The following is a 22,355-nucleotide window of genomic DNA, read 5'->3' on the forward strand; positions in this document are numbered from 1 at the left end:
AGGAAAAGAAAGATTTCTAGGCCGAGAGGAACCGGGTCGTCCGGTCCCTAACCGGCCTTTTTTTGCTTGAAGGGATTTTTTTTAGTAAACTGGAAGAGGTTTGTCCAATGACGCTAAATTAGAAGGGTGTGTGCACGGATATGAAAAAAGGTAAAATCGTATTGGAAAAAGGCGGCGAGGTTGAAATTCAGTTCCTTCCCGAGGAAGCACCGAGTACGGTCGCAAACTTCGAAAAATTGGCTAATTCCGGATTCTATAACGGACTCTCGTTCCATCGTGTAATTCCAGGATTTGTGGCTCAGGGCGGCTGCCCGATTGGCAACGGCACCGGCGGTCCGGGTTATACTATCAAATGCGAGACGGACACGAACGTAACCAAACATGAGCGCGGGGTGCTGTCGATGGCCCATGCCGGCAAAGATACCGGCGGCAGCCAATTCTTTATCGTATACGAAGCACAGCCGCATTTGAACGGGGTACATACCGTTTTCGGCAAAGTGACTTCGGGTATGGAACTCGTGGACAATGTCCGTCCTGGCGATAAAATGAAGGAAGTTTCTGTTTGGGACGAAGCTTAAATCAGGTTCAAAGTGAAGGGGGTGCCCGCAAGGCCAAGCAGACTTGGCAGCGGAGCACCCCTTTGATTATTCTTACGATTTTCTTTGGTGAGCAGCTTCGTCCTTTACTTCTTCCCGGAAGCCCTCGATGGCGTGAAGCCGTTTATCGTTCTTCTCCTCAACCTGCTTCTTCTCCTTGACGGAGATTTCGTCCGCATGCTCGCTGAGGTAATCTTGACCCTCTCGGAAATTCTCGATGGTGTTTTGAATGCTCCGTTGCAGCTTATCGACGTTATCGGAGCGATTGTCCGGTTTAGCCACGTTCATTCCTCCTGGATATAGGGATTTGTCAATACGATATCGCCCTTAGGGTTGGCTTTTTCGAGCGGTTTTTATTCACTTTAGGTCGAGGCGGATGGGGGATGAATATTCCATACACGAATGGAACCGGGTCAGACGTTGTGAGGTGCAGGCTTGATTTTTGACAGGATTAGTGCTAACATTCGTCTTGCAGTTATGCAAACCAAATATTTAGCAATCCTTCGGGGCAGGGTGAAATTCCCTACCGACGGTGATGGCTCATTGGACGTTAGTCCGATGAAGCACAAGTCCGTGACCCGCAGTGCTTTCGTAAGCATGCGGCTGAGCCGGTGAGATTCCGGGACCGACAGTATAGTCTGGATGGGAGAAGGAAAACGCGAGAGCACGGACGTTATTTTATTTGCGAAGGTGTTCGGATTTAAAGAGTTTCATTTGATCAAGTTCTGTTTTTCACAAACTGTTATTTGTGGAGGAGTCTTGGCAAATGCTAACTTTCGTCTTTCATGTGTCGCATCTATTTATCTTTGGATAAATGGGGCTACACGATAGGCGAAGGTGCTCTTTGATTTAGCGTAGAACTACTCTCATGATCAACCCTGCCGGATTGCGGCAGGGTTGTTTTTGTTTTTGGTTACTGATCGATACGTATGGACGGAAGGAGGAAGCGCGGATGAAGGTAATTGATGACGAATACTACATGGCTTTAGCGCTGGACATGGCGGAGCGGGCGTTGGGACAAACCGGAACGAATCCGGTCGTTGGTGCCTTAGTCATAAGGGAAGGAGAATTGGTTGGACTAGGCACTCATTTGGAGCGGGGAACCCCTCATGCCGAAGTGCATGCCTTGAATATGGCCGGTTCCCGGGCGGAAGGCAGTACGGTCTACGTCACCTTGGAACCTTGCAGTCATCACGGTTTAACGCCGCCTTGTGCGGAGCGGCTGATTCAAGAGAAGGTTCGCCGAGTCGTGGTTGCCTGCGAAGATCCCAATCCCCTCGTTGCCGGGAGAGGAATTGAGATGCTGCGTGCCGCAGGGATCGAGGTTCTAGTTGGTGTACTGCGCGAGCGGGCCTTGAAGCTAAACCGACGGTTCATCAAGTTCATCTCCACCGGCATGCCCTACGTGACGATCAAATCCGCCAGCACGTTAGACGGGAAGCTTGCTAGTCGAACAGGGGACAGTAAATGGATATCCAATGAGAAGGCGCGGGAAATCGTGCACACGATGCGACATCGCCATCAAGCAATTATGGTTGGCGTATCGACGATTATAGCCGATGACCCGCAGCTGTCGACCCGATTAACCGTACCGGGATTATCGCCAGTACGGGTGGTCGCGGATTCCACACTCCGCATTCCCGAGACGGCACAGATCCTCCGCGATGGGGTGGCTCCAACCTGGATTATTACCACCCAACAGGCGGATCCGGACAAAGCGGAACGCTTGACCGAGCTTGGCGCGGAAATCCTCCGTTGCGGCAGCGGTCCGCAGGTCGATCTCCGGGATGCGTTAGTCCAGCTCGGGCAGCGTGGCATATCCTCCGTCCTCGTTGAAGGAGGCGGACGACTGAATGGCTCGTTGCTGGAACGCCGGCTGGTGGACGAAATTGTGTTGTTCTTTGCCCCCAAGCTTGTAGGCGGCAGCGAAGCACCTGGAACTTTTCACTTTGCTGGATATGATCTCATGCGGGAAGCCGTATCCTTGCGCGACATGGAAGTCGAACAAATCGGGGATAATGTGTGTATCAGAGGAGTTCCGGTCTGGGCAACAGCTGAAGTGAAGGAGGAGGATCACTGATGTTTACAGGACTTGTTGAGGAAATTGGCACGATGAAGTCGATTGGCCGTAAGGGCGAAGCAATGTTGCTGAGCATTTCGGCGAAGGTTGTCACGGAAGGCATCAAGCTCGGCGATAGTATTTCGATTAACGGCGTGTGCTTAACAGCAACTTCGTTTGATGCGTCCTCCTTTACGGTAGATGTCATGCCGCAGACGTACCGTAATACAAATCTGAAGGATTTGAAACCAGGCAGTCGCGTCAATCTCGAGCGCGCCATGGAGGCAAACGGGCGGTTCGGCGGGCATATCGTACAGGGGCATGTCGATGGAATCGGCACGATAGTCGGATCCAGCCAGGATCAAAACGCAGTAGTATTCCAAATCCGACCCGGTAAGTCATCCTTATTTAAATACATTATTCCTAAAGGATCGATTGCTGTGGACGGGATTAGCTTGACGGTGGTTGAAGCGGAAGGCGGCATGTTTACGATATCCATTATCCCGCATACCTTGGCTGAAACCGTATTGGCCTTTAAGCGGGCCGGGGACACGGTTAACCTGGAATGCGACGTGCTTGGCAAATACGTGGAGCACTTGCTGAAGTACGGCAGAGGCAGCGTGGATACGGAAGAAGAAGCGGGCGATAGCTCTGGGATCAACCTTCCATTTCTGGCAGCGAACGGGTTTGTCTGATCAAAAAGGTTCAAAGTATTGGGTTTGGAGCACCAAGAAGGTTGAATGAAGCTAGGGAATGAGCAGCGCAGCGTAGCTGTAAGCTACGTGAGCAGCGGAAGGCCCGAGTGAATTCAAGATTCGCCGTCGAATGGACTACCTTGAGCTGCTTCGTGATCCAAAGATAATATTTTGAACTACATATAAAAACAAGGAGGGGAAAGCTGTGGGTGACATCATATTAGACCGAGTCGAAGAAGCGATTTACGAATTGATGCGGGGCAAGGTCATCCTCGTCGTTGACGACGAGGACCGGGAGAATGAAGGGGATTTCGTGGCCCTGGCTGAAAAGGCGACACCCGAAGTCATCAACTTCATGATTACCCAAGGCCGCGGTCTGGTCTGCCTGCCGATTACGGCGGAACGAGCAGAAGAGTTGGATTTGCAGCCGATGGTGGCGCAAAATACCGATAATCACGGGACGGCCTTTACCGTCTCTATTGACCATAAAGATACGACGACGGGAATCTCGGCTTATGAGCGTTCCTTAACGGTTAAAGCCATTATGGATCCGAATGCCAAGGCTTCGGACTTCCGTAGACCGGGCCATATGTTCCCGTTGATCGCCAAGAAAGGCGGCGTGTTGCGTCGCGCTGGCCATACGGAAGCGGCGGTCGACCTCGCCCGGATGTGCGGTGCTTATCCGGCCGGCGTCATCTGTGAAGTGATCAAGGAAGACGGGACGATGGCCCGATTGCCGGATTTGGTGGAGATCGCCAAAACCTATGATCTCAAATTGATTAGCGTGAAGGATCTCATACATTACCGCAATGAGAAGGAGAAGCTGGTCACGCGCGAGGTCGAGGTGCGTATGCCAACCGATTACGGTGAATTCCGCGCCGTCGCCTACACGAATGACGTTGATAACAAAGAACATGTCGCATTGGTTAAAGGTGAGATCGACGGGGACGAACCGGTTCTCGTGCGGGTGCATTCTGAGTGCTTAACGGGAGACGTGTTCCACTCCCATCGCTGCGATTGCGGCCCGCAGTTTGAAGCGGCTTTGCGCCAGATTGAGGAAGCGGGTAAAGGGGTACTGCTCTATATGCGCCAGGAAGGCCGCGGGATCGGCTTGATCAACAAGCTGAAGGCCTATAAGCTGCAGGAACAGGGCTTTGATACGGTTGACGCTAATCTGAAGCTCGGGTTTCCGGCGGACCTGCGAGACTATGGAATCGGGGCGCAAATTCTCAAGGATTTGGGAGTTCGTCAAATCCGTCTGATGACCAACAATCCGCGGAAGATCAAAGGCTTGGAAGGATACGGGCTGGAGGTTGTCGAACGCGTGCCGATCCAAATGAAAGAAAACGAGGATAACACTAAGTATCTGCACACCAAACAAGCCAAGTTGGGGCATTTGCTCAAATTTGACGATTTGGAGCAGGATGAATCCTCTCACGTCTAAGGACGAAGCCTCACAACGCGAAATAATTCACTATCCCACTTATAGAAAGGTTTGATCATTCATGGCAAACGTATTTGAAGGGCATTTAGTATCGGAAGGGTTAAAATATGCGATCGTGGTTGGGCGTTTTAACGAGTTCATTACAAGCAAGCTGCTTTCCGGCGCTATGGATGCCTTGAAACGTCACGGAGCCAAAGAGGAAGAGATTAACGTCGCATGGGTGCCCGGCGCATTTGAAATCCCGTTCGCCGCGCAAAAGCTGGCGGAAAGCGGCAAATACGATGCAGTCATCACGCTGGGCACGGTCATTCGCGGTTCCACCACGCATTATGATTACGTCTGCAACGAGGTCGCCAAAGGGGTAGCCGCAGTAGGCCTCAAGTCTGGCGTGCCGACGATCTTTGGCGTCGTAACGACCGAAAATATCGAGCAAGCGATCGAACGCGCAGGGACCAAAGCCGGAAACAAAGGTTGGGATGCGGCGATGGCAGCGATCGAGATGGCCAACTTGACGAAACAACTGAAATAGTGCTTATCTTAATGTAGTACCTCTGATTCGACGGGGTACTACATTTTTCTTTTGCAACAAACGGTTTTTAAGGTAAACTAATCTACATATATGTTTGGTTACGGGTGGAGGATGTTCATTGACGACAGTAACGTATAAGCTGGAAACTTTCGAGGGTCCGCTGGACTTGCTTTTGCACTTAATTGACAAAGCGGAGATCGATATTCATCAGGTCTCTATAAGTGAGATTACCGATCAGTACCTCGAATATTTACAAGACATGCAGGAGTTAGAGCTGGAGGTGACCAGTGAGTTTCTGGTCATGGCGGCCACGCTGCTGTCGATCAAGAGCAAACAACTGTTACCCAAACCACCCGTCATTGAATTGGATGATGAATTCGATTATTTGCTGGAGGATGAGGAGGACCCAAGGGACGAGTTAATTCGAAAGCTGATCGAATATCGGAAATATAAAGGAATTGCCGAACATTTGCATGAACGCGAATGGGAACGCAGCTTGATCTTCTCCAAGGAGCCGGAGGATTTAACGCCGTATATGCCCGAAGTGCAGGAGAACCCGGTAAAGGGCCTGCACGCCGCTGATTTGATCGCCGTCTTTCAGAAGGCGATTCGGAAGGCTGCCAAGCGGAATACGGTAGCGCGAATTCACCGTGATGAGATCTCCGTCAAGGACCGGATCAAGGAGGTTGTAGGCGCGCTCCAGCAGGCGGGCAAGGGAGGGCGTCTGCTATTCTCTAAGCTGCTGCATCCGGAAATGTATCGGCATGAAATTGTCGTCACGTTTCTGGCGGTGCTGGAGCTGATGAAGATGAAGCAGATCGTCTGTTATCAAAACAAGCTGTTCGACGATATCGTCATGGAGTGGAGAGGAGAAGGAAGAATCGATGAATTTTCAGGAATTGAAGTCGATTATTGAGGGACTGTTGTTCTTGGCTGGCGAAGAGGGCTTAAGCCTGAAGCAGCTGGCCGAAGTAACTGAACAGCGGCAGGAGGTGATTTCGGACGCTTTGCTCGATATGAAAACATCCTTCGAGCGAGCCGGCCGAGGGCTGCAAATCGTGCAAATCGCCGGCAGCTACCAGTTGGCGACGCTTCCGGAGCATGCCCCTTATTTCGAACGCTTGGCCTACTCGCCTTCGCGTTCGACTTTATCCCAGGCTGCACTCGAGACGTTATCGATTATTGCGTACCGACAACCGATTACCCGGGTTGAAATCGAGGAGATTCGTGGGGTTAAATCGGAGCGAGCCATCCATTCGTTGGTGAACAAAGATTTGATCGAGGAGGTTGGCCGTGCCGAAGCGATTGGGCGTCCCATTCTATATGGCACCACGAAGGCGTTCCTTGATTATTTTGGACTAGCCAGCTTGAAAGATCTGCCGGATTTGGCTGATTTCGAAAGTGCCGAACAGCTTGAGGAAGAAACTCAGCTGCTATTTCAGCGGCTGGAAGAACAACAACTAACTTTCGATGATGTAGGCGAAGAAGTTGCGCCGCCGGATGAGCCTCTAGTAACGGAGAACGAAAGCTAACATAACGAATAAATCAATGTCACCTAAAACTGCCGGGGAAGTCTCCGGTGGTTTTTTTGCGTTTAAATGCTGCTTCATGCTGCGCATTGACGAATTTTTTCCTTTTGGGCAAGACATACTACGATGGAGAATTTTTATCTGATAGGTAATGGAGGGCTTTCCCGTGTGGATTTGGCTCGGAGGCATCCTGATCCTGCTGCTGCTTATAGCTGCCTTGATTTTGCTGTCTACAATCACGCTCCATTTGACCCTGCGCAAGAAGAATCGAGACGACACAATCTTGTTGGATGTCACGATGCTCTATGGTTTTGTGCGTCTGCACTACCAAGTGCCTTCGGTAAAGTTGAAGAACTGGCGCGAGGGCCTGCAATTCGAGAAGAATCGACCTGAGAACGTATTGCAAAAGGAATCTTCCAGCGTGGATCAAAAAGTGAACAAAGACCAAGTCCAACGATGGATGGACGAATTCGACCGGATGCTCAAGGCGACCAGCGGGTTTCGGGTTTGGCTTCGGGCCACGCTCCGCCGCATATCGTTCCGCCAGTTGGAATGGTCGACGAATATTGGTTTACAGGATGCAGCCCATACCGCAACATTGACCGGCGCCTTATGGGGAGTCAAAGGCACGCTTGTCGGATGGCTCAGTCATCACATTCGTTTAAAGCAAAGACCCAAGCTGTTCGTCGTCCCAGTATTTGGGGGGACGCCGTTATTTTCCACGGAATTTCGCTGCATAGCGCAAATTCGCTGCGGTTATGCTATATATGCTGGACTGGTACTTATAGTTCGCGTGCTAAAAGTGAAGGGAGGAGTGAAAAAATGGCTGACCATCCTATTCAAGGATTAATGCAAACCGCCATGGAGAACATCAAGGATATGGTTGATGTCAACACGATTGTGGGCGAGCCGGTGGAAACGCCGGACGGCAGCGTGATTCTGCCGATCAGCCGCGTCGGTTTCGGTTTTGCCGCAGGAGGTAGCGATTTTAATATCGAGGACGGCCACGAGAAGGCGGCTTCAGGTTCGACCGAACACGGCAAAGCCCGTCCGTTCGGCGGCGGTAGCGGCGGCGGGGTTTCGATCAATCCGATCGCTTTCCTTGTTGTTGGGAAGCCGGGGGTACACATCGTACCGCTGGATAACCAAACGCATCTGGTCGAGAAAATTATCGATTCAGTTCCTGGTGTCATCGACAGAATCCAGTCCTTGTTCCCGAACCAAGCTGCAACTTCGGGTGCCTCGATGGCAACGGCGCATGCAGCTCAAAATGCGATGCAGGAATCGGCTGCAAGAAACGGCATCAACCCGTTCGCTTAACCGCCTTTCGACCGTTGATCCTTTCCGGACTTCCGGGAGGGGTCTTTTTCTTGATTCCAGGTGGGACATACTCTCCTGGATGATCGCATATAAGTAAACAAGTACTCGCTACAGTACCTGTTACCGGAGGAATCAGCACATGAGGAAAAGTACATCGGACCGCAGATTTCGCACGTTTTGCAGTTTTTTGGCAGCCGTACTGCTGCTTAGTTGGCTAAGTCCACAAGCGGTACAAGCCGCCCCCGCAGCGCCATCGATTCATGCTCAGGCCGCTGCGGTCATTGACGTGACGTCGGGGCGTCTGCTTTACAGTCAGCACGGGGATGAACCATTGCCGATCGCTAGTTTGACCAAAATTATGACGGCCATTGTTGCTATTGAACACGGGAAGTTGTCGGATACGGTTACAGTGGGAAGAAACGCTTTTGCCAAGGAAGGTTCGTCGATTTATCTCCATTTGGGGGAAGAGATGAGTCTGGAAAATATGCTGTACGGGCTCATGCTTCGTTCGGGCAACGATGCGGCCTCGGCCATTGCCGAGCATGTTGGCGGCTCCGAAGAGGGGTTCGTCTATTTGATGAACGAAAAAGCCAAGTTGCTCGGACTGACCCATACCCATTTTCAAAATCCACATGGGTTGGACGCTAAGGGGCATTATTCAACAGCGAACGATTTGGCCAAGCTGACAAGCTATGCGCTGAAAAATCCGCTGTTCAAGGAGATCGTCCGGACCCCCAGCAAAACTGCGCCGAATCCCAATGATCCTTGGGATTATAAATGGCTGAACAAGAACAAGATGCTGCGTTTCTATGACGGGGCGGACGGCGTCAAAACCGGATATACCAAAATCGCTAAACGATGCCTGGTGAGTTCCGCGACCCGTTCGGGTCAACAACTTGCGGTCGTCACTTTAAATGACGGAGATGATTGGAATGACCACCGGAAGCTCCTGGACTACGGTTTTGCTAACTATCCGTTGACGACATTGATCGGCGAGGGGCAGATGATCGAAAATGGTTTGATCACCGGAGCCGAGTTTAAATATGCGCTGACATCGGAGGAAGCCGGACAAATTGAAAGAAGGCTGAAACTGACCACGGCGCGCACGGGCTCATTCGGGTACCGCGGTAAAATTAGTGTTCTTTTAAAAGGGGAAGAGATCGGCACAGTGCCGGTTTACGATAAAGTCAGCTATAATCCGTCCAGATCAGGAGTAGGAAGCGAACCGAAAACGGGTGGGGCCTTTGGTTCTGCTTCTGAACAGAAGGTGATTCGACTGCCTTCCAACTGGACGGGCGCGCTGAAAAAAGTGCTGCGATCTCTGTTGTTTGACGTTCAATAGCAGAGAGAGTAGGACAGGGTCAGGGAGGGGAAAAGATGGTTAATAAAATTTGGCTTGCGCTTATTTTGATCGGATTTTTGTTTGCCGCCATTAAAGGGGATATCGGCACCGTGACGCAGGCAGTGTTTGATGGGGCTGCGACCGGCGTGACTGTATGTTTTGGGTTAATCAGCGTTTTGGTATTCTGGCTTGGGATCATGCGCCTGGCTGAGGATTCCGGCCTCGTCAAGGCTATCTCCCGGCTGCTTGGTCCGATCGTCGCTTATTTGTTTCCTGACGTGCCGAAGAACCATCCGGCCATGGGATATATTTTATCGAACATGAGTGCGAATCTGCTGGGACTGGGAAATGCGGCAACCCCTATGGGGATCCGCGCCATGCAGGAGCTTCAAGAACTGAATCCGGACAAACAAACGGCTTCGCCAGCGATGTGCACCTTGCTGGCCCTGAATACGGCCAGCATTACGCTGATCCCAACGACGCTGATTGCCATCCGCATCAACTTTCATTCCGCGAACCCGGCGGAGATTGTCGGTTCTACCCTGCTTGCGACTGCAATTGCTACAATGGCGGCTATAGTGGCCGACCGCTGGTATCGCAGTCGGAATACGTATCGCACCCCGCCGCAGGCTTCAGCGCCGCCCAATATCTCGCTGAAAGGGTGAGGCACCTTGCTGGACTGGATTAATCTTATCTCCGCTTGGGCGGTACCGGTCATGATCGCATTCATTCCGCTTTATGCTTACTTCAAAAAAGTGCCGGTCTACGAATCGTTTGTGGATGGAGCAAAAGACGGCTTCTCGACGGCCATCGGTATTATTCCTCATTTGGTGGGCATGATGGTGGCGATCAGTGTGTTTCGCGCTTCGGGAGCGCTGGATTTCTTCGTCGGGTGGATGGCTCCCATGCTGTCTTGGCTGAAGGTTCCGCCTGAAGTGCTTCCGCTCGGGTTCCTCCGGCCATTGACCGGAACGGGGTCGCTTGCGTTTACGACCGACCTGATCAAAACCTACGGACCGGATTCGATGATCGGCCGGATCGCTTCCACGATTCAAGGCAGTACGGATACGACATTGTACGTATTGACAGTTTATTTCGGCGCCGTAGGCATTCGGAACGGCCGCTACGCATTAAAGGTCGGATTATTCTCAGATGTTGTCGGCTTTATTGCGGCGATCGCCGTATGTCTGCTCTTATTCGGATAACTTCCTACATATCCATTGCATATAATCGATGTACAAACCGCCTTGCAGCTAACTGGCTGTCATGGCGGTTTTTTGCGGTTTCTCCCGCGGCTATTGTGATTTTGTCTTTCGGTGGGTATCATGTGTATGAGGTGACTTAGCGAAAATGGAGAGATTACAGAAAATATTGGCCGCTGCAGGTGTGGCGTCCCGTCGCAAGTGTGAAGAATTGATTCTAAACGGCAAAGTTCAAGTGAACGGAGAAACTGTCACGACCTTAGGCACGAAGGCTGATCTGGCCGTAGACATCATCACTGTTGATGGCAAGGCCATCGGTACGGAGAAGAAGCTGTACATTGTGTTCAATAAACCGAAAGGGGTCATCACAAGCGCATCCGATCCCCAAGGGCGTAAAATTGTCACCGACTATTTAAAAGGAATCACCGAGCGGGTTTACCCGGTAGGCCGGCTCGACTATGATACCGAAGGTTTGTTGTTATTAACCAATGATGGTGAATTTGCTCACTTGTTGACGCATCCGAAGCACCACGTATCGAAGACGTATCACGCAACAGTTAAAGGTGTGCCTCATGGCTCGGCGCTGGACAAGCTGAAGCAAGGCGTGATGCTGGAGGATGGAATGACGGCCCCGGCGGAGGTAGAATATCAGGACATCGATCCGGAGGGGAAATTCTCGACGATCTCCATCACGATTCACGAGGGCAGAAACCGTCAGGTACGCCGTATGTTTGAGGCGATTTCTCACCCTGTGACGAAGCTGAAACGCATTTCCTTCGGCGATTTGTACCTTGGTAACCTCAAGCGCGGCTTGTACCGCCACTTGACGAAAGAAGAGGTCGAAAGCCTCTATAAACAAGCCCGCACTACCACTCCCCCCACACCAAAGCGCTAGAAATGCGGTGAGCAGGAGGTAACGTAGAGGGGAATTTGAAGCTGCGGAAGTGTTCTAAGGATTTGATCTATAGAATTTTGAACTTGAACACAAGCGGAAGAAAGGCAAAGTGTGAAATGATTCTGAAGAAACGGCAGTGGTCGCCTTTGTGAGCGGATTTCTACTCCTTATGAATTTAGGAAATCAGAGAAATCCGCGAACAACAGCGATCGTAAGAACATTTCACACGTCGCCCTTACCCCCGAAAGATTTTCAGTTCAGCATATATAGAATCATTTCCAAGAGAAACCGCGTTCTAAGCTCTAAATTTCGCTCGGAGTTACCTGGAACCACCGCATTTTTAGCGCGTCACATAATATTCATATTTCCCCGGGCTGAAACTGCGACGATTTTCGTTATAATGTTCATAGAGTGTTCACGATTTGTTCAACACTTATGATTATTGTCATAGAAAGGAAGTTAACTATGGGGAAAGCGAGACGGCCGATCCAAATCGTCATCTTGCTGCTGATCGCCGTACTGGGCGGCTATGCCATCGGGACCGCAGTGTCCGGCGGAGAAGCTGAAAAACCCAAGCAGGGTGGTAAACCGCCGGCCTTTAAGCTGCTCGGTTTGGATGGACAGGTACATACGTTGGATGACTACAAAGGCCAAGCGGTCGTTCTGAACTTCTGGGCTACCTGGTGCACCTACTGCGTGAAAGAAATGCCCGCATTGCAGGCTCAAGCGGAGAAATGGCGTGATCAAGGCGTTGTCGTACTGGGGATCAATACGGGCGAAGACGAAATGACCGTGCAAAATTTCATCAAGCAAACGGGCGTGGATTTTCCCATTTTATTTGATTCCGATAATACCACGACGCGTGATTACGGGATTGTACCGATGCCAACGACGTTTTTTATCGGCAAGAACGGCAAAATCTCCTCCATTCATCAAGGCGAGCTGAACTTGGATACGTTGGATGACCAAATCAAGCAGCTGGTGGATCTTTAACGACGAGAGGAGGACATAATCGGTGATCCAAAATACGAAATGCGAATGCGGCCACCAAAATCGGGTGGGAACCGTGTTATGCGAAGCCTGCGGCAAACCGCTGTTCGAGGACGAGCAACCAGGCGGGCTGCTGGAGATGCGTTATGATGGGGTCGCTCGGCGGTCGCAGCGTGCCAACCCCAATGTAATCGATCGGGTTTGGAATTTCTTCTCTTCCGTGAAGGTTGCCATCTACTTGATCATCATCACGTTGATCGGGGCGATGTTTGGTACGATCTTCGAGCAGGAGAGCAACTTCATTAATTTCGACCCATCCACGTTCTATAATAATAAATATGGGACGATCGGCGACATTTATTATCGACTGGGTTTATCGCATACTTATGAATCCTGGTGGTTTATACTGCTCCTGGTGATGATCGGCGCTTCGCTGGTCATTTGCAGCCTGGATCGCGTGCTTCCGTTGTACAAAGCGCTTTCAAAGCAAAAAGTACGCAAGCATCTGGAGTTTCTCACCCGTCAGAAGGTCGTGTACCAAGGAGAGATTGACGAGGATGGCGCCGATTGGATCAAGCGTGCTGTTCAGCCTCTGCGCAAGAAGCATTACCGGGTTCATACAGACGGCAGCGCTTTGTTGGCGGAGAAACAGCGATTCAGCCGCTGGGGCCCCTATATTATTCATATCGGTCTGATCGTTTTTCTTCTGGCGGTCTTATTCCGCGGTTTGCCGGGTCTCCACTTGGACAAACATTATTGGTTCCCCGAAGGGGAGGTTACGCGGATCCCGGAAACGAACCTGTATTTAAAGAACGAGAAGTTTACGGTGGAATATTACAGTGAAGATGAAATGTCCGAAGATTTCAAAGCAAGGGAAAAAGTCGTTCCCAAGCTGTTCGAGACGCAAGCTATCCTTTATGAATGTACGGCCGATTGTGATGATCCATCTAAAGAACCGCAACTCCGCGAGGTGGAACGTCACGCCATCCGGGTTAATGATCCGCTCAGTTATAAAGGGCTCCAGGCTTATCAGTTTGACTTCGATCTGACGCCGAAGCTGAGATCCGTACAGCCGGCCTTAGTGAATGCCAAAACCGGGGAATCGTACGGCAAATTCAAACTGGATATGAGAAATCCCCAGCGTGAGATTGAATTGGGTCCTTACCGGCTTACGCTGCAAAACAAATATATGGATTTTTCCCTGAACGACCAGGGGCAGCCGGTCTCCATTTCCGGCGAGCCTAACGCACCTGCCTTTTTGTTCTTGATCCAAGGACCGGATCTTCCCGAACAAGGCGCGCAATATATTTACTTTCCCAAGCAGATTGACAAGGAACGATTCCAGCAGGATGCGATCAACAAGCAACTTGGCGGAGTTCAAACGAAACTGCAGCTAGATGTCCTAGGGATGGAGGATGTAGATTTTATCGAAGCATCCAGTTATTTGAACATCCGGATTGACCGGGCGATGCCGTTCGTTTGGTTGGGACTCGGGATTGTGATGCTTGGGCTGATCTTAGGGTTTTACTGGCAGCATCGCCGAATTTGGCTGCGCGTGGATGGCCGACAGTTGACACTGGGCGGACACACGACGAAGAACTGGTTCGGGATGCGCCGTGAAGTATCCGCATTTCTTCAATCGATGGGCTTGGAAGCGGATGAGAAGTCTTTGGAAAACAGGGGGAAACGTCCATGAATTTTCTGGAAATCAGTAGAGTCGCATTTATGTCGGCCTTTTTGCTATATTGCGCCGCATTTATCTGTTATGTAGTGGCCGTCACGGGAAAAACGTGGCGTAACCGTGACCCAGAGCGCCATGAGGCCAAATGGGGGCGCATTTCGTTTACCGTTTCCTCGCTTGGCTTGCTGTCGCATTTAGTTTATTGCGGCACCCGCTGGGCTTACAGCGGACATGTGCCGGTCAGCAACATGTACGAATTCATGTCGTTTTTGTCGATGATGATTATGGTGGCCTTCACCGTCGTTTTTATCATCTACCGCAAGATCCTGCTCGGCGTGTTTGCGCTCCCGTTGGCCATTCTAATTATGGCTTATGCCGCCGTCTTCCCGCAGGATGTACAGCCGTTGATTCCGTCGTTGCGCTCGATTTGGCTTTATATCCACGTGACGCTTGCAGCGACCGGGGAGTCGTTTTTCGCCGTCGGGTTTATCGCCGGATTAATGTACCTGCTGCGCGCGGTGGATTTCTCTGCCACGGACCGGCCGGGTCGTCGGCAAAAATGGTGGGTTGAATTTACGCTTTTTTCTATTATTATAGTAATGGGCTTTATTGTTTCCGTATTCGCCTTTCGGGCAGCCGGATATGAAGCCGTATTCGTACAAAATCAGACAACGATTGACAGCCAAGTAGAGCAAGATAGTACAATAGAAGATAAAGTAATCTATAATCTGCCTCCGATTGTGGGTCCGCACCAAAGCGAACCGGAGCAAATCCAGCCGTTCCTCGGCATGACGAAACCGATATTCGATGCGCCTTCGTGGATGCGGGGAGATACGGCCGGACGTAAACTGAACACGGTAATTTGGGCTATACTAACGGGTACCGTGCTTTATTTGCTGCTCCGGTTGATTCTTCGTAAATCGCTGGGTTCGGCATTGTCGCCGGCGCTGCGGGCGATCGATCCGGATGATCTGGATGAGATCAGCTACCGGGCAATCGCAATCGGGTTTCCGATCTTTACTTTAGGCGCGCTCGTGTTTGCCATGATTTGGGCGCAGCAAGCCTGGGGCAGATTCTGGGGCTGGGATCCGAAAGAGGTATGGGCGCTGATTACCTGGTTGTTCTACAGTGCCTATCTGCATTTGCGCTTGTCACGTGGGTTTCAGGGACGCAAAGCTTCGTGGCTGGCCGTCTTAGGATTTCTGGTCGTGATGTTTACGCTCGTAGGGGTGAATCTGATCATAGCGGGTCTACATTCCTATGCGGGTACCGATTAACCAAGCTAGAAGACCATATGGACTGCTCAACTGATTGGGTAAGATGATGAAGGGGTTGTTGTTAATGTCAGATCAAGCAAACCGCATTCTGGTAGTCGATGACGAGGAGCGGATTCGCCGGCTGCTGAAGATGTACTTGGAAAAAGAAGGCTACGAAATCGATGAAGCCGAAGACGGGGAGACCGCTTTGAAAATGGCGACCTCTAGCGACTATGGTTTGATTCTGCTCGACGTCATGCTGCCGGGCATTGACGGCGTCGAGGTCTGTAACCGTTTGAGACAAGTCAAGGCTACGCCGGTGCTGATGCTGACGGCCAAGGGCGAGGAAATCAACCGCGTGCAGGGCTTTGAAGTTGGAGCAGACGACTACGTCGTGAAGCCGTTTAGCCCTCGTGAGGTCATCTACCGGGTCAAAGCGATTATGCGTCGCGCTTCGGCAACGGCGTATTTGACCAAAGAAAGCGGGACTAGCAACAATATTGTGTTCCCTCATCTCGTCATTGAGCATGACGCTCACCGGGTGACGGCTAGTGGCCAAGAGGTCAGCTTGACCCCGAAAGAATATGAGCTGCTTCATTATCTGGCGGTTTCCCCGGATAAAGTGTTTTCTCGGGAAGAACTGCTGAAGGACGTTTGGAATTACGAATTTTTTGGCGATTTACGTACGGTCGATACCCATGTGAAACGGCTGCGCGAGAAGCTGAACAAGGTGTCGCCGGAATCCGCCGCGATGATCACCACAGTGTGGGGCGTCGGTTACAAGCTGGAGGTTACGAAGTAAGTGAACTTCTGGAGAACGCTCGTCGGTAAGCTGTGGATTACGATCATTTGTTTGGTGGCCTGCGTCATGATGCTGATGGGATTGTTCTTGCTGCCCTATATCGATACCAACTTTACAAACTCCGGAGCGGTTAAACGATTATTCGTGATCGTTTCGATGATCGGATTTTCGCTCACGACGTTTTTTGCGTTGTTTCTGTTCACGAAGATCACTCAACCCATGCAGCAGCTGATTCAGGCAGCGGACTCGGTGCGCAAAGGTAAATACGAAACCCGCCTGTCGCTACGCACAAGTGATGAGATTGGCGAGCTGGCAATTACGTTTAATCACATGGCTGAGGAATTGGAGAATACGATTCGCAGCTTGAAGCATGAGAAGGAGCATCTTTCCAGCGTGCTACGAAGCATGAACGATGCGGTAATCACCTTGAATCGTGAGGGTTACGTCATCTTAACCAATCCCCCGGGCGATCGAATCCTGCAAATGTGGGGAGATCTAACCGAGGAAGAAGACGAGGCAGAGGAAAGGCGACTTGTACCAACGGGTGAAGGGCAGGTTGTCCCCCAACCGCTGCTTCCGATGTTCCGCCGTCTGCTGGATCAGGAAAGCGACCAGAAGATGAACGTGCATGTCATGAAAGGCGTATGGTCCGTACATATGGCCCCGCTGTCCTCTGACGGCGAAGTTCGTGGGGCGGTTGCCGTGCTTCGCGACGTGACCGAAGAGGTAAGTTTAGAGAAGATGCGCCGCGATTTTGTTGCGAACGTATCCCACGAAATCCGGACCCCTCTTTCGATGATGCAGGGTTATAGCGAAGCGCTGCTCGACGGAATGGCTTCGTCCCCGGAAGAGAGTGCAGAGCTCGCTCAAGTCATTCATGACGAGTCCTTACGAATGGGGCGGCTAGTCCGGGATCTGCTGGACTTGGCCCGCATGGAAGCAGGACATACGGATATGGTGATGCGCCAGGTCGACTTCCGCGAATTGGCTGAACGCGTGTTCCGTAAATTTCAGGTACGGGCTAAGGAGAACGGCGTTGAACTCGCGCTGGAGCTGGATGAAGGGGAACTGAAGCTGCATGCCGATGAAGACCGGTTGGAGCAGGTGCTGACCAACCTGCTGGACAATGCTTTCCGGCATACGCCGGAAGGTGGGAAGGTAGCCGTGACGGCGAGTATGCAGCCAGGAGGGCAAGGCAACCAGCTTCACGCGACGATTGCGGATACCGGTGTCGGGATCCCCAGCGACGATTTGCGATTTATCTTTGATCGCTTCTATAAAGCCGACAAAGCCCGTGTTCGCGGGGAAAACGGGGGCACGGGATTGGGGCTTTCGATCGTTAAGAATATTATCGACGCGCATCATGGCTCGATCTGGGCTGATAGCGAAATCGGCAAAGGGACCGCTTTTCATTTCTTGCTTCCTGTCGAAAAGGGACAAACTGCGTAACAACAAAAAAACATCCTTCGCGAAGAAGGATGTTTTTTTGTTGAATGCCGCAGATAAATCTTGTTGTTCGTGGAACATTGCTCTACGTTCGGACGGGTTAAGCAAATATGATGTGCTGCGCTTTATTTAGTTCGGGAAGTTTCGTCAATTCGTCCAATACATCCTTTGTAACCGCCTTGTCCACGGTAAGCACCATGATGGCCTCTCCACCAACCAGTTTACGCCCCACCTGCATGGAGGCGATGTTGACGTCGTTCTTCCCGAGTAGGGTACCGACATGCCCAATGATACCAGGTTTGTCGTTATGGGAGATAAAGATCAGATGACCTTCCGGTGCGACGTCAACCGGGAATTTGTCAATCTGTACGATCCGTGCGCCGTACCCGTTCAGCAGGGTTCCGGCGACACGGCGCTCAGCACCGTCTTGTCCCTTGAGCGTAACAGAAATTAAGTTGGTGAAGCCTTTGGTGGCCGAAGCCTGCGATACAACGACATTGATGTCGCGGACCTTCGTCAGGTGCATCGAGTTGACGATATTGACGTCTCCGGCGAAATGGCGGGACAACACGCCTTTGATAATGTAACGGGTAAGCGGCTGGGTATCAACCTCCGCCAGGTCCCCGGCATAATCGACATGGATTTCCTTCACGGCCTGATTGTTCAACTGGGATAGGAAAACCCCGATTTTCTCGCCAAGCCCAAAGTAAGGCTGCAGTTTGTTCATGACGCTGGCCGCTACCGGCGGCATATTAACAGCATTCTTAAACGGTTCGTTACGCAGGATGTGAAGAACCTGCTCGGAGACGTCGATCGCGACGTTCTCTTGGGCTTCCACGGTGGAGGCACCCAGATGCGGAGTTACGATAATTTTTGGGTTGTTTAGGAACGGATGGTCAGCTTCCGGCGGTTCTTTCTCAAATACGTCAAAGGCAGCTCCGGCGACGATACCTTGATCAATCGCTTCGACCAACGCCATTTCGTCAATAATACCGCCTCGGGCACAGTTGACAATGCGCATTCCTTTCTTCATGACCTCAAACTGCGGACGGGCTATCATATGTTTCGTTTCCGGCGTTAACGGCGTATGAACAGTGATGAAGTCGGCGTTTCGGATGATATCGTCCACGGTGGCCAACTTCACGCCTAACTTCTCGGCCCGATCTTCGGTAAGGAACGGGTCATACCCGAGGATATCCATGCCGAACGCTTTGGCCCGTTTTGCGACCTCACTGCCGATGCGGCCCATTCCTAGTACGCCCAACGTTTTATTACGCAGCTCCACGCCCAGGAATTTGCGATCCCATTCGCCGTTCACCGTTTTGGCGTAAGCTTGAGGAATGTGGCGGGCCAGCGCCATCATCATGGCGAAGGCGTGCTCGCAGGTCGTAATCGTATTGCCGTCCGGCGCATTGATGACGATAATTCCGCGTGTCGTTGCGGCCTCCAGATTGATGTTGTCGACCCCGACACCCGCACGGCCAATGACTTTCAAGCGGGTCCCGGCTTCCATGATTTTTTCGGTTACTTTCGTTTGGCTGCGGACCAGAAGACCGTCATATTGTGGAATGATCTGCACCAATTCGTCTTCGCTGAGACCTGGCTTCTTGTCGACCTCAACGTCGGCTGCATCCATCAGCTGCTGAATTCCCAAGTCGCTGATCGGATCCGATACTAACACTTTAAACATGATAATTGACCCTCCTAAAAGTTTATATAGCAAGGTTTCCTCGAAAGCTGGCTTACATTCTTTCTTCGGAAACATAAGCTGATGGGATTCAATTGAGTTCCTCCGTTGACGCTGTGTCTAATCACCGCACAAAAGAATGGAGGTACCCGGGTACGCTCATTTGCCGCCAAGTTCAAGATCAACCACATAATAAATCAAAAAAACTCCCGATCCGCACACTACTTCCGTAGTAAGGGACGAGAGTTGTTCGTGGTACCACCCTAATTCGCTGCACCTTCGCAGATAAGCAGCCTCAGTTGTCATTGCTGACAGAACGATAACGGGTTCACCGGCTGCGCCTACTCCGAATTCAACGCAGCGACTCAGGAGTGCTAAAGCATTCGTTCCGCTACCGGTTTGCAGCACCACCGGCTCTCTGGAAGCTTTCCGAATCCTTTTTTTCCTTCAACGTGTTTCATGAAATGTAATTTTTCATAATGTAACACGGTCTCCGGTAAGGTGTCAACACCAACCTGAACATTTTTACAAAGATAGGCGGTTGTCGTTCGGATTTTGACCAAACTTGAATCCGCCTAAAATTTTGGTTATGATTTTACTAATGTCGAAAAGCGTCTGATTCAGGCGATTAACCTTGCGGCTTAATCCTCCGTAAAGAAAGGCAGCTCCGGCAACGACTCGGAAGCGTAGTACGTGGACTTCCACTTCGCAAACTCCTTGTTTTTGACGGCATCGGTTTCTGTCAGAACCTGAACGATCGATGCAACGGAGGCTAATTTCAGCGCGTTGGCTTTACCGCTTCCGATGAGTTGATCGATCTTGGCGGTAAGATCCTGCGGCAGATAAGGTACATATAGTTGCTCGTTGACCATCATATCGGTGATCGCTTTGTTCTTAACAGCCAGTGAGTAGCCGGACCATTCCGCGGTCCCAATGTTGTTCTTGTAACTGTAATCGGCGGGGACGCCGCTTTTGGTTTTAGCGGTCCATTTCAGAATGGAGGAATAATATTTCTTCTGTGCTTGGAGGCCGTAGCTTTTCGCGTTTACCGTGAATTGGTCCTGGTTGACCGCTTTCGCCAGCTCCGCGCCTTTTTGGCTGCCTGCCTTGGCTTTGACCTGGTCGATGCTGTCCGAGAACAACTTCAGACTCTTTAAATAATCGGTTTGGGCCTCTTTAAGTAAAGGTGAGGAATCTGCAATGGATTGAGCCGCAATTTGCTCATACCCGGCTTTCGCTTTCTCACGGATTTCTTTCATAGCGTCAGCCGAGGCCGACTTCGAGTTGCTGCGGGACATTTCTTCAACTAATGTGAGATAATCCTCTTTGAATTGCTGGTAAGGCTGGAACACCACGAAGTAGAAGGTGACTAAGTCTTGTTGCTGATAAGAGGCTTCATTCTCCTCTCCCGGCGGGGTGGCTTGTAAATAAGCATATTTAGCTTCGGTCTTGTCCATTCCGATATTGAGTCCTAGAAAGAAGGTCCCGAACGCGATAATCAGCGTAGCGAGAAAACCAAGCAAAAATAGCATTTCGAATTTGGCATTATTTTTACGAATCATGAGGATGCTCCTTACCATTATGATTTGAATGCGCTAGAATAATATAAAGGACAGGGTTTGACAAAAACGATGAAAAAATTCAAATTCCGCGACGTGAAAATTCAAAAAGTCGACCCCGGTCAACTTAACGATCGATTGCTGCTCATTAATTTGTATCTAACGCAAGGACTTACTTTATTTATCGGTCTGGTCATCCTATTATTTCAGAAAAGAAACCCGCTTCATTTGTTTGATTTTCCGAAAAGTGTCGAATTTTTGTACTGGGGGGCAGGATTGGCGGCGGTGATGTTTGTTGCCGATATGCTGTTATCCCGCTTTATATCTGAAGAGAGCATGGACGACGGGGGGATTAACACACTGCTCTTCCGCAACCGTCCAATCTGGCATATTGCCGTGATCTCAGCGATCGTGGCGATTTGCGAAGAACTGCTGTTTCGGGGGGCGATTCAGCACGGCATTGGTCCGTACTGGACGAGTATTCTGTTTGCAGCGATTCATGTCCGATATCTGCGGCATTGGATTCCAACGGCATGGGTGTTCGCGAGCAGCTACGGCCTCGGGTTCATTTACTTACAAACGGGGACGCTTTGGGCGCCGATCCTATGTCACTTCCTGATTGATTTGGTATCAGGATTGGTGATTAAATTTCGGAGGGAGTCATGAACGAACATTTAAGTCGAATGGACCGTTACGGTCAGCAAAATCGAGTGAAACGCAGTTCCTCCGCGACATCATGGAACCTTAGCTCCGGAATCGCAGCGGCCGAGCCTGTCCCTGAGCCAACGGTAGTAGACATCCAGGAGGAAGTTGACCCACCCGCAAATGTGGAGAAGAAACCCGCGATTGGGGACGAGACGATGATCGGTTTGCTCATCCCGCGTGTGGCAGCGCCTGAGGACCGGGGGCAAGAGAAAGTGACGCATTTGGCGTCGAAATCCGAACTGGCCAAATGGTGGAAGGCTGGGGATACCAAGTTCCAGTCTGCTGCGGTCGCAGCGTTAGCTAAATTGAAGGAACCGGTCCAACAACCGCTTCCCATTTCGCCTCCGGGTTCCGAGTTCATGCGCGAGGGCGAGAAACTTGACGAAGGGCAGGAGCTTCTGCTTGCGGTACCGAATATGGAGCCGGATGTGGAATCGATGCCGACACGTAAGGAGCTGTTTCCGTCACAGCGGTTGAAGATGACCCGTTGGTTCTATAATTCGCTTCTGTACATTTTTGTTATCATTCTCATTTACTTATTATGGTGGGGCGTTAGCGATTCACCGTGGGGGAAAAGCCACGGTTTATAAAGACAAGAAAACCGTCAGGAGGGATCTC

Annotated in this window: 23 protein-coding genes, 1 riboswitch and 1 other annotated feature; of the genes, 20 read left to right on the forward strand and 3 right to left on the reverse strand. The window is 51.0% G+C overall.

Features of this window, described 5'->3' with window-relative positions; all coding sequences use genetic code 11:
* The first annotated feature begins 140 nt into the window (after positions 1–140).
* Positions 141–578 (forward strand): peptidylprolyl isomerase, encoded by a 438-nt coding sequence (locus M0651_RS03750; RefSeq protein WP_248550499.1) that lies wholly within the window; start codon positions 141–143, stop codon positions 576–578.
* Positions 579–650: 72 nt separating this feature from the next.
* Here the strand turns inward: M0651_RS03750 and tlp are convergent, their stop codons facing one another.
* Positions 651–878 carry a small acid-soluble spore protein Tlp gene (gene tlp / locus M0651_RS03755; RefSeq protein WP_248550500.1) on the reverse strand — a complete coding sequence of 76 codons (228 nt, stop codon included), beginning with the start codon at positions 876–878 and terminating at the stop codon, positions 651–653.
* A 213-nt stretch (positions 879–1,091) separates the two neighbouring features.
* A riboswitch (FMN riboswitch) is annotated at positions 1,092–1,254 on the forward strand.
* Positions 1,255–1,548: 294 nt separating this feature from the next.
* Here tlp and ribD point away from each other — a divergent pair.
* The 17 genes from ribD to M0651_RS03840 all read left to right on the forward strand — a co-directional run bounded on the left by ribD (position 1,549) and on the right by M0651_RS03840 (position 17,789).
* Positions 1,549–2,676: a bifunctional diaminohydroxyphosphoribosylaminopyrimidine deaminase/5-amino-6-(5-phosphoribosylamino)uracil reductase RibD gene (ribD, locus tag M0651_RS03760; RefSeq protein ID WP_248550501.1), complete on the forward strand. Its 1,128-nt coding sequence runs from the start codon at positions 1,549–1,551 to the stop codon at positions 2,674–2,676.
* Positions 2,676–3,350 carry a riboflavin synthase gene (gene ribE / locus M0651_RS03765; protein ID WP_248550502.1) on the forward strand — a complete coding sequence of 225 codons (675 nt, stop codon included), beginning with the start codon at positions 2,676–2,678 and terminating at the stop codon, positions 3,348–3,350. The genes ribD and ribE overlap by 1 nt, the downstream gene beginning before the upstream one ends.
* A 205-nt stretch (positions 3,351–3,555) precedes the next feature.
* Complete coding sequence (locus M0651_RS03770) at positions 3,556–4,794, forward strand: bifunctional 3,4-dihydroxy-2-butanone-4-phosphate synthase/GTP cyclohydrolase II (protein ID WP_308195455.1); 1,239 nt, start codon at positions 3,556–3,558, stop codon at positions 4,792–4,794.
* Between the two features lie 61 nt (positions 4,795–4,855).
* Positions 4,856–5,323, forward strand: a complete 468-nt coding sequence (gene ribH / locus M0651_RS03775; protein ID WP_248550503.1) for a 6,7-dimethyl-8-ribityllumazine synthase — start codon at positions 4,856–4,858, stop codon at positions 5,321–5,323.
* 118 nt (positions 5,324–5,441) lie between these two features.
* Positions 5,442–6,239, forward strand: a complete 798-nt coding sequence (locus M0651_RS03780) for a segregation and condensation protein A (protein ID WP_248550504.1) — start codon at positions 5,442–5,444, stop codon at positions 6,237–6,239.
* On the forward strand, positions 6,208–6,855 hold the full coding sequence (gene scpB, locus M0651_RS03785) for an SMC-Scp complex subunit ScpB (RefSeq protein WP_248550505.1): 648 nt from the start codon (positions 6,208–6,210) through the stop codon (positions 6,853–6,855). The genes M0651_RS03780 and scpB overlap by 32 nt, the downstream gene beginning before the upstream one ends.
* Positions 6,856–7,018: 163 nt before the next feature.
* Entirely contained in the window at positions 7,019–7,702 is a 684-nt protein-coding gene (locus tag M0651_RS03790; protein WP_248550506.1) for a DUF2953 domain-containing protein, read from the forward strand.
* Positions 7,675–8,172 (forward strand): GerW family sporulation protein, encoded by a 498-nt coding sequence (ytfJ, locus tag M0651_RS03795; protein ID WP_248550507.1) that lies wholly within the window; start codon positions 7,675–7,677, stop codon positions 8,170–8,172. Before M0651_RS03790 ends, ytfJ begins: the two co-directional genes overlap by 28 nt.
* A gap of 139 nt (positions 8,173–8,311) precedes the next feature.
* Positions 8,312–9,514 carry a D-alanyl-D-alanine carboxypeptidase family protein gene (locus M0651_RS03800; RefSeq protein WP_248550508.1) on the forward strand — a complete coding sequence of 401 codons (1,203 nt, stop codon included), beginning with the start codon at positions 8,312–8,314 and terminating at the stop codon, positions 9,512–9,514.
* A gap of 35 nt (positions 9,515–9,549) precedes the next feature.
* Positions 9,550–10,179 (forward strand): nucleoside recognition domain-containing protein, encoded by a 630-nt coding sequence (locus M0651_RS03805; protein WP_248550509.1) that lies wholly within the window; start codon positions 9,550–9,552, stop codon positions 10,177–10,179.
* Positions 10,180–10,185: 6 nt separating this feature from the next.
* Complete coding sequence (locus tag M0651_RS03810) at positions 10,186–10,719, forward strand: spore maturation protein (RefSeq protein WP_282577742.1); 534 nt, start codon at positions 10,186–10,188, stop codon at positions 10,717–10,719.
* Between the two features lie 145 nt (positions 10,720–10,864).
* A complete protein-coding gene (locus tag M0651_RS03815) occupies positions 10,865–11,611 on the forward strand; it encodes a pseudouridine synthase (protein ID WP_248550510.1) in 747 nt (248 codons plus the stop codon).
* Positions 11,612–12,076: 465 nt separating this feature from the next.
* Positions 12,077–12,604, forward strand: a complete 528-nt coding sequence (locus M0651_RS03820; protein WP_248550511.1) for a redoxin domain-containing protein — start codon at positions 12,077–12,079, stop codon at positions 12,602–12,604.
* A gap of 22 nt (positions 12,605–12,626) precedes the next feature.
* Positions 12,627–14,297, forward strand: coding sequence for a cytochrome c biogenesis protein ResB (resB, locus tag M0651_RS03825; protein WP_248550512.1), 1,671 nt, complete (start codon positions 12,627–12,629; stop codon positions 14,295–14,297).
* The gene (gene ccsA, locus M0651_RS03830; protein WP_248550513.1) at positions 14,294–15,559 is read left to right on the forward strand and encodes a cytochrome c biogenesis protein CcsA; all 1,266 of its coding nucleotides are present in this window, start codon (positions 14,294–14,296) and stop codon (positions 15,557–15,559) included. Before resB ends, ccsA begins: the two co-directional genes overlap by 4 nt.
* A gap of 64 nt (positions 15,560–15,623) precedes the next feature.
* Positions 15,624–16,340, forward strand: a complete 717-nt coding sequence (locus M0651_RS03835; RefSeq protein ID WP_248550514.1) for a response regulator transcription factor — start codon at positions 15,624–15,626, stop codon at positions 16,338–16,340.
* The gene (locus tag M0651_RS03840; protein WP_248550515.1) at positions 16,341–17,789 is read left to right on the forward strand and encodes a HAMP domain-containing sensor histidine kinase; all 1,449 of its coding nucleotides are present in this window, start codon (positions 16,341–16,343) and stop codon (positions 17,787–17,789) included.
* A 97-nt stretch (positions 17,790–17,886) separates the two neighbouring features.
* On the opposite strand, the gene serA is transcribed toward M0651_RS03840, so the two are convergent.
* Entirely contained in the window at positions 17,887–19,476 is a 1,590-nt protein-coding gene (gene serA, locus M0651_RS03845) for a phosphoglycerate dehydrogenase (RefSeq protein WP_248550516.1), read from the reverse strand.
* Positions 19,477–19,705: 229 nt separating this feature from the next.
* Positions 19,706–19,933: a binding site (T-box leader), on the reverse strand.
* Between the two features lie 181 nt (positions 19,934–20,114).
* A complete protein-coding gene (locus tag M0651_RS03850; RefSeq protein ID WP_248550517.1) occupies positions 20,115–21,035 on the reverse strand; it encodes a hypothetical protein in 921 nt (306 codons plus the stop codon).
* 69 nt (positions 21,036–21,104) lie between these two features.
* Between M0651_RS03850 and M0651_RS03855 the strand changes: the two genes are divergently transcribed.
* Entirely contained in the window at positions 21,105–21,698 is a 594-nt protein-coding gene (locus tag M0651_RS03855) for a CPBP family intramembrane glutamic endopeptidase (RefSeq protein WP_248550518.1), read from the forward strand.
* Positions 21,695–22,327 (forward strand): hypothetical protein, encoded by a 633-nt coding sequence (locus M0651_RS03860; RefSeq protein ID WP_248550519.1) that lies wholly within the window; start codon positions 21,695–21,697, stop codon positions 22,325–22,327. Before M0651_RS03855 ends, M0651_RS03860 begins: the two co-directional genes overlap by 4 nt.
* Positions 22,328–22,355: the final 28 nt, after the last annotated feature.

Source organism: Paenibacillus mellifer, assembly GCF_023195895.1.
Taxonomy (GTDB): domain Bacteria; phylum Bacillota; class Bacilli; order Paenibacillales; family Paenibacillaceae; genus Fontibacillus; species Fontibacillus mellifer.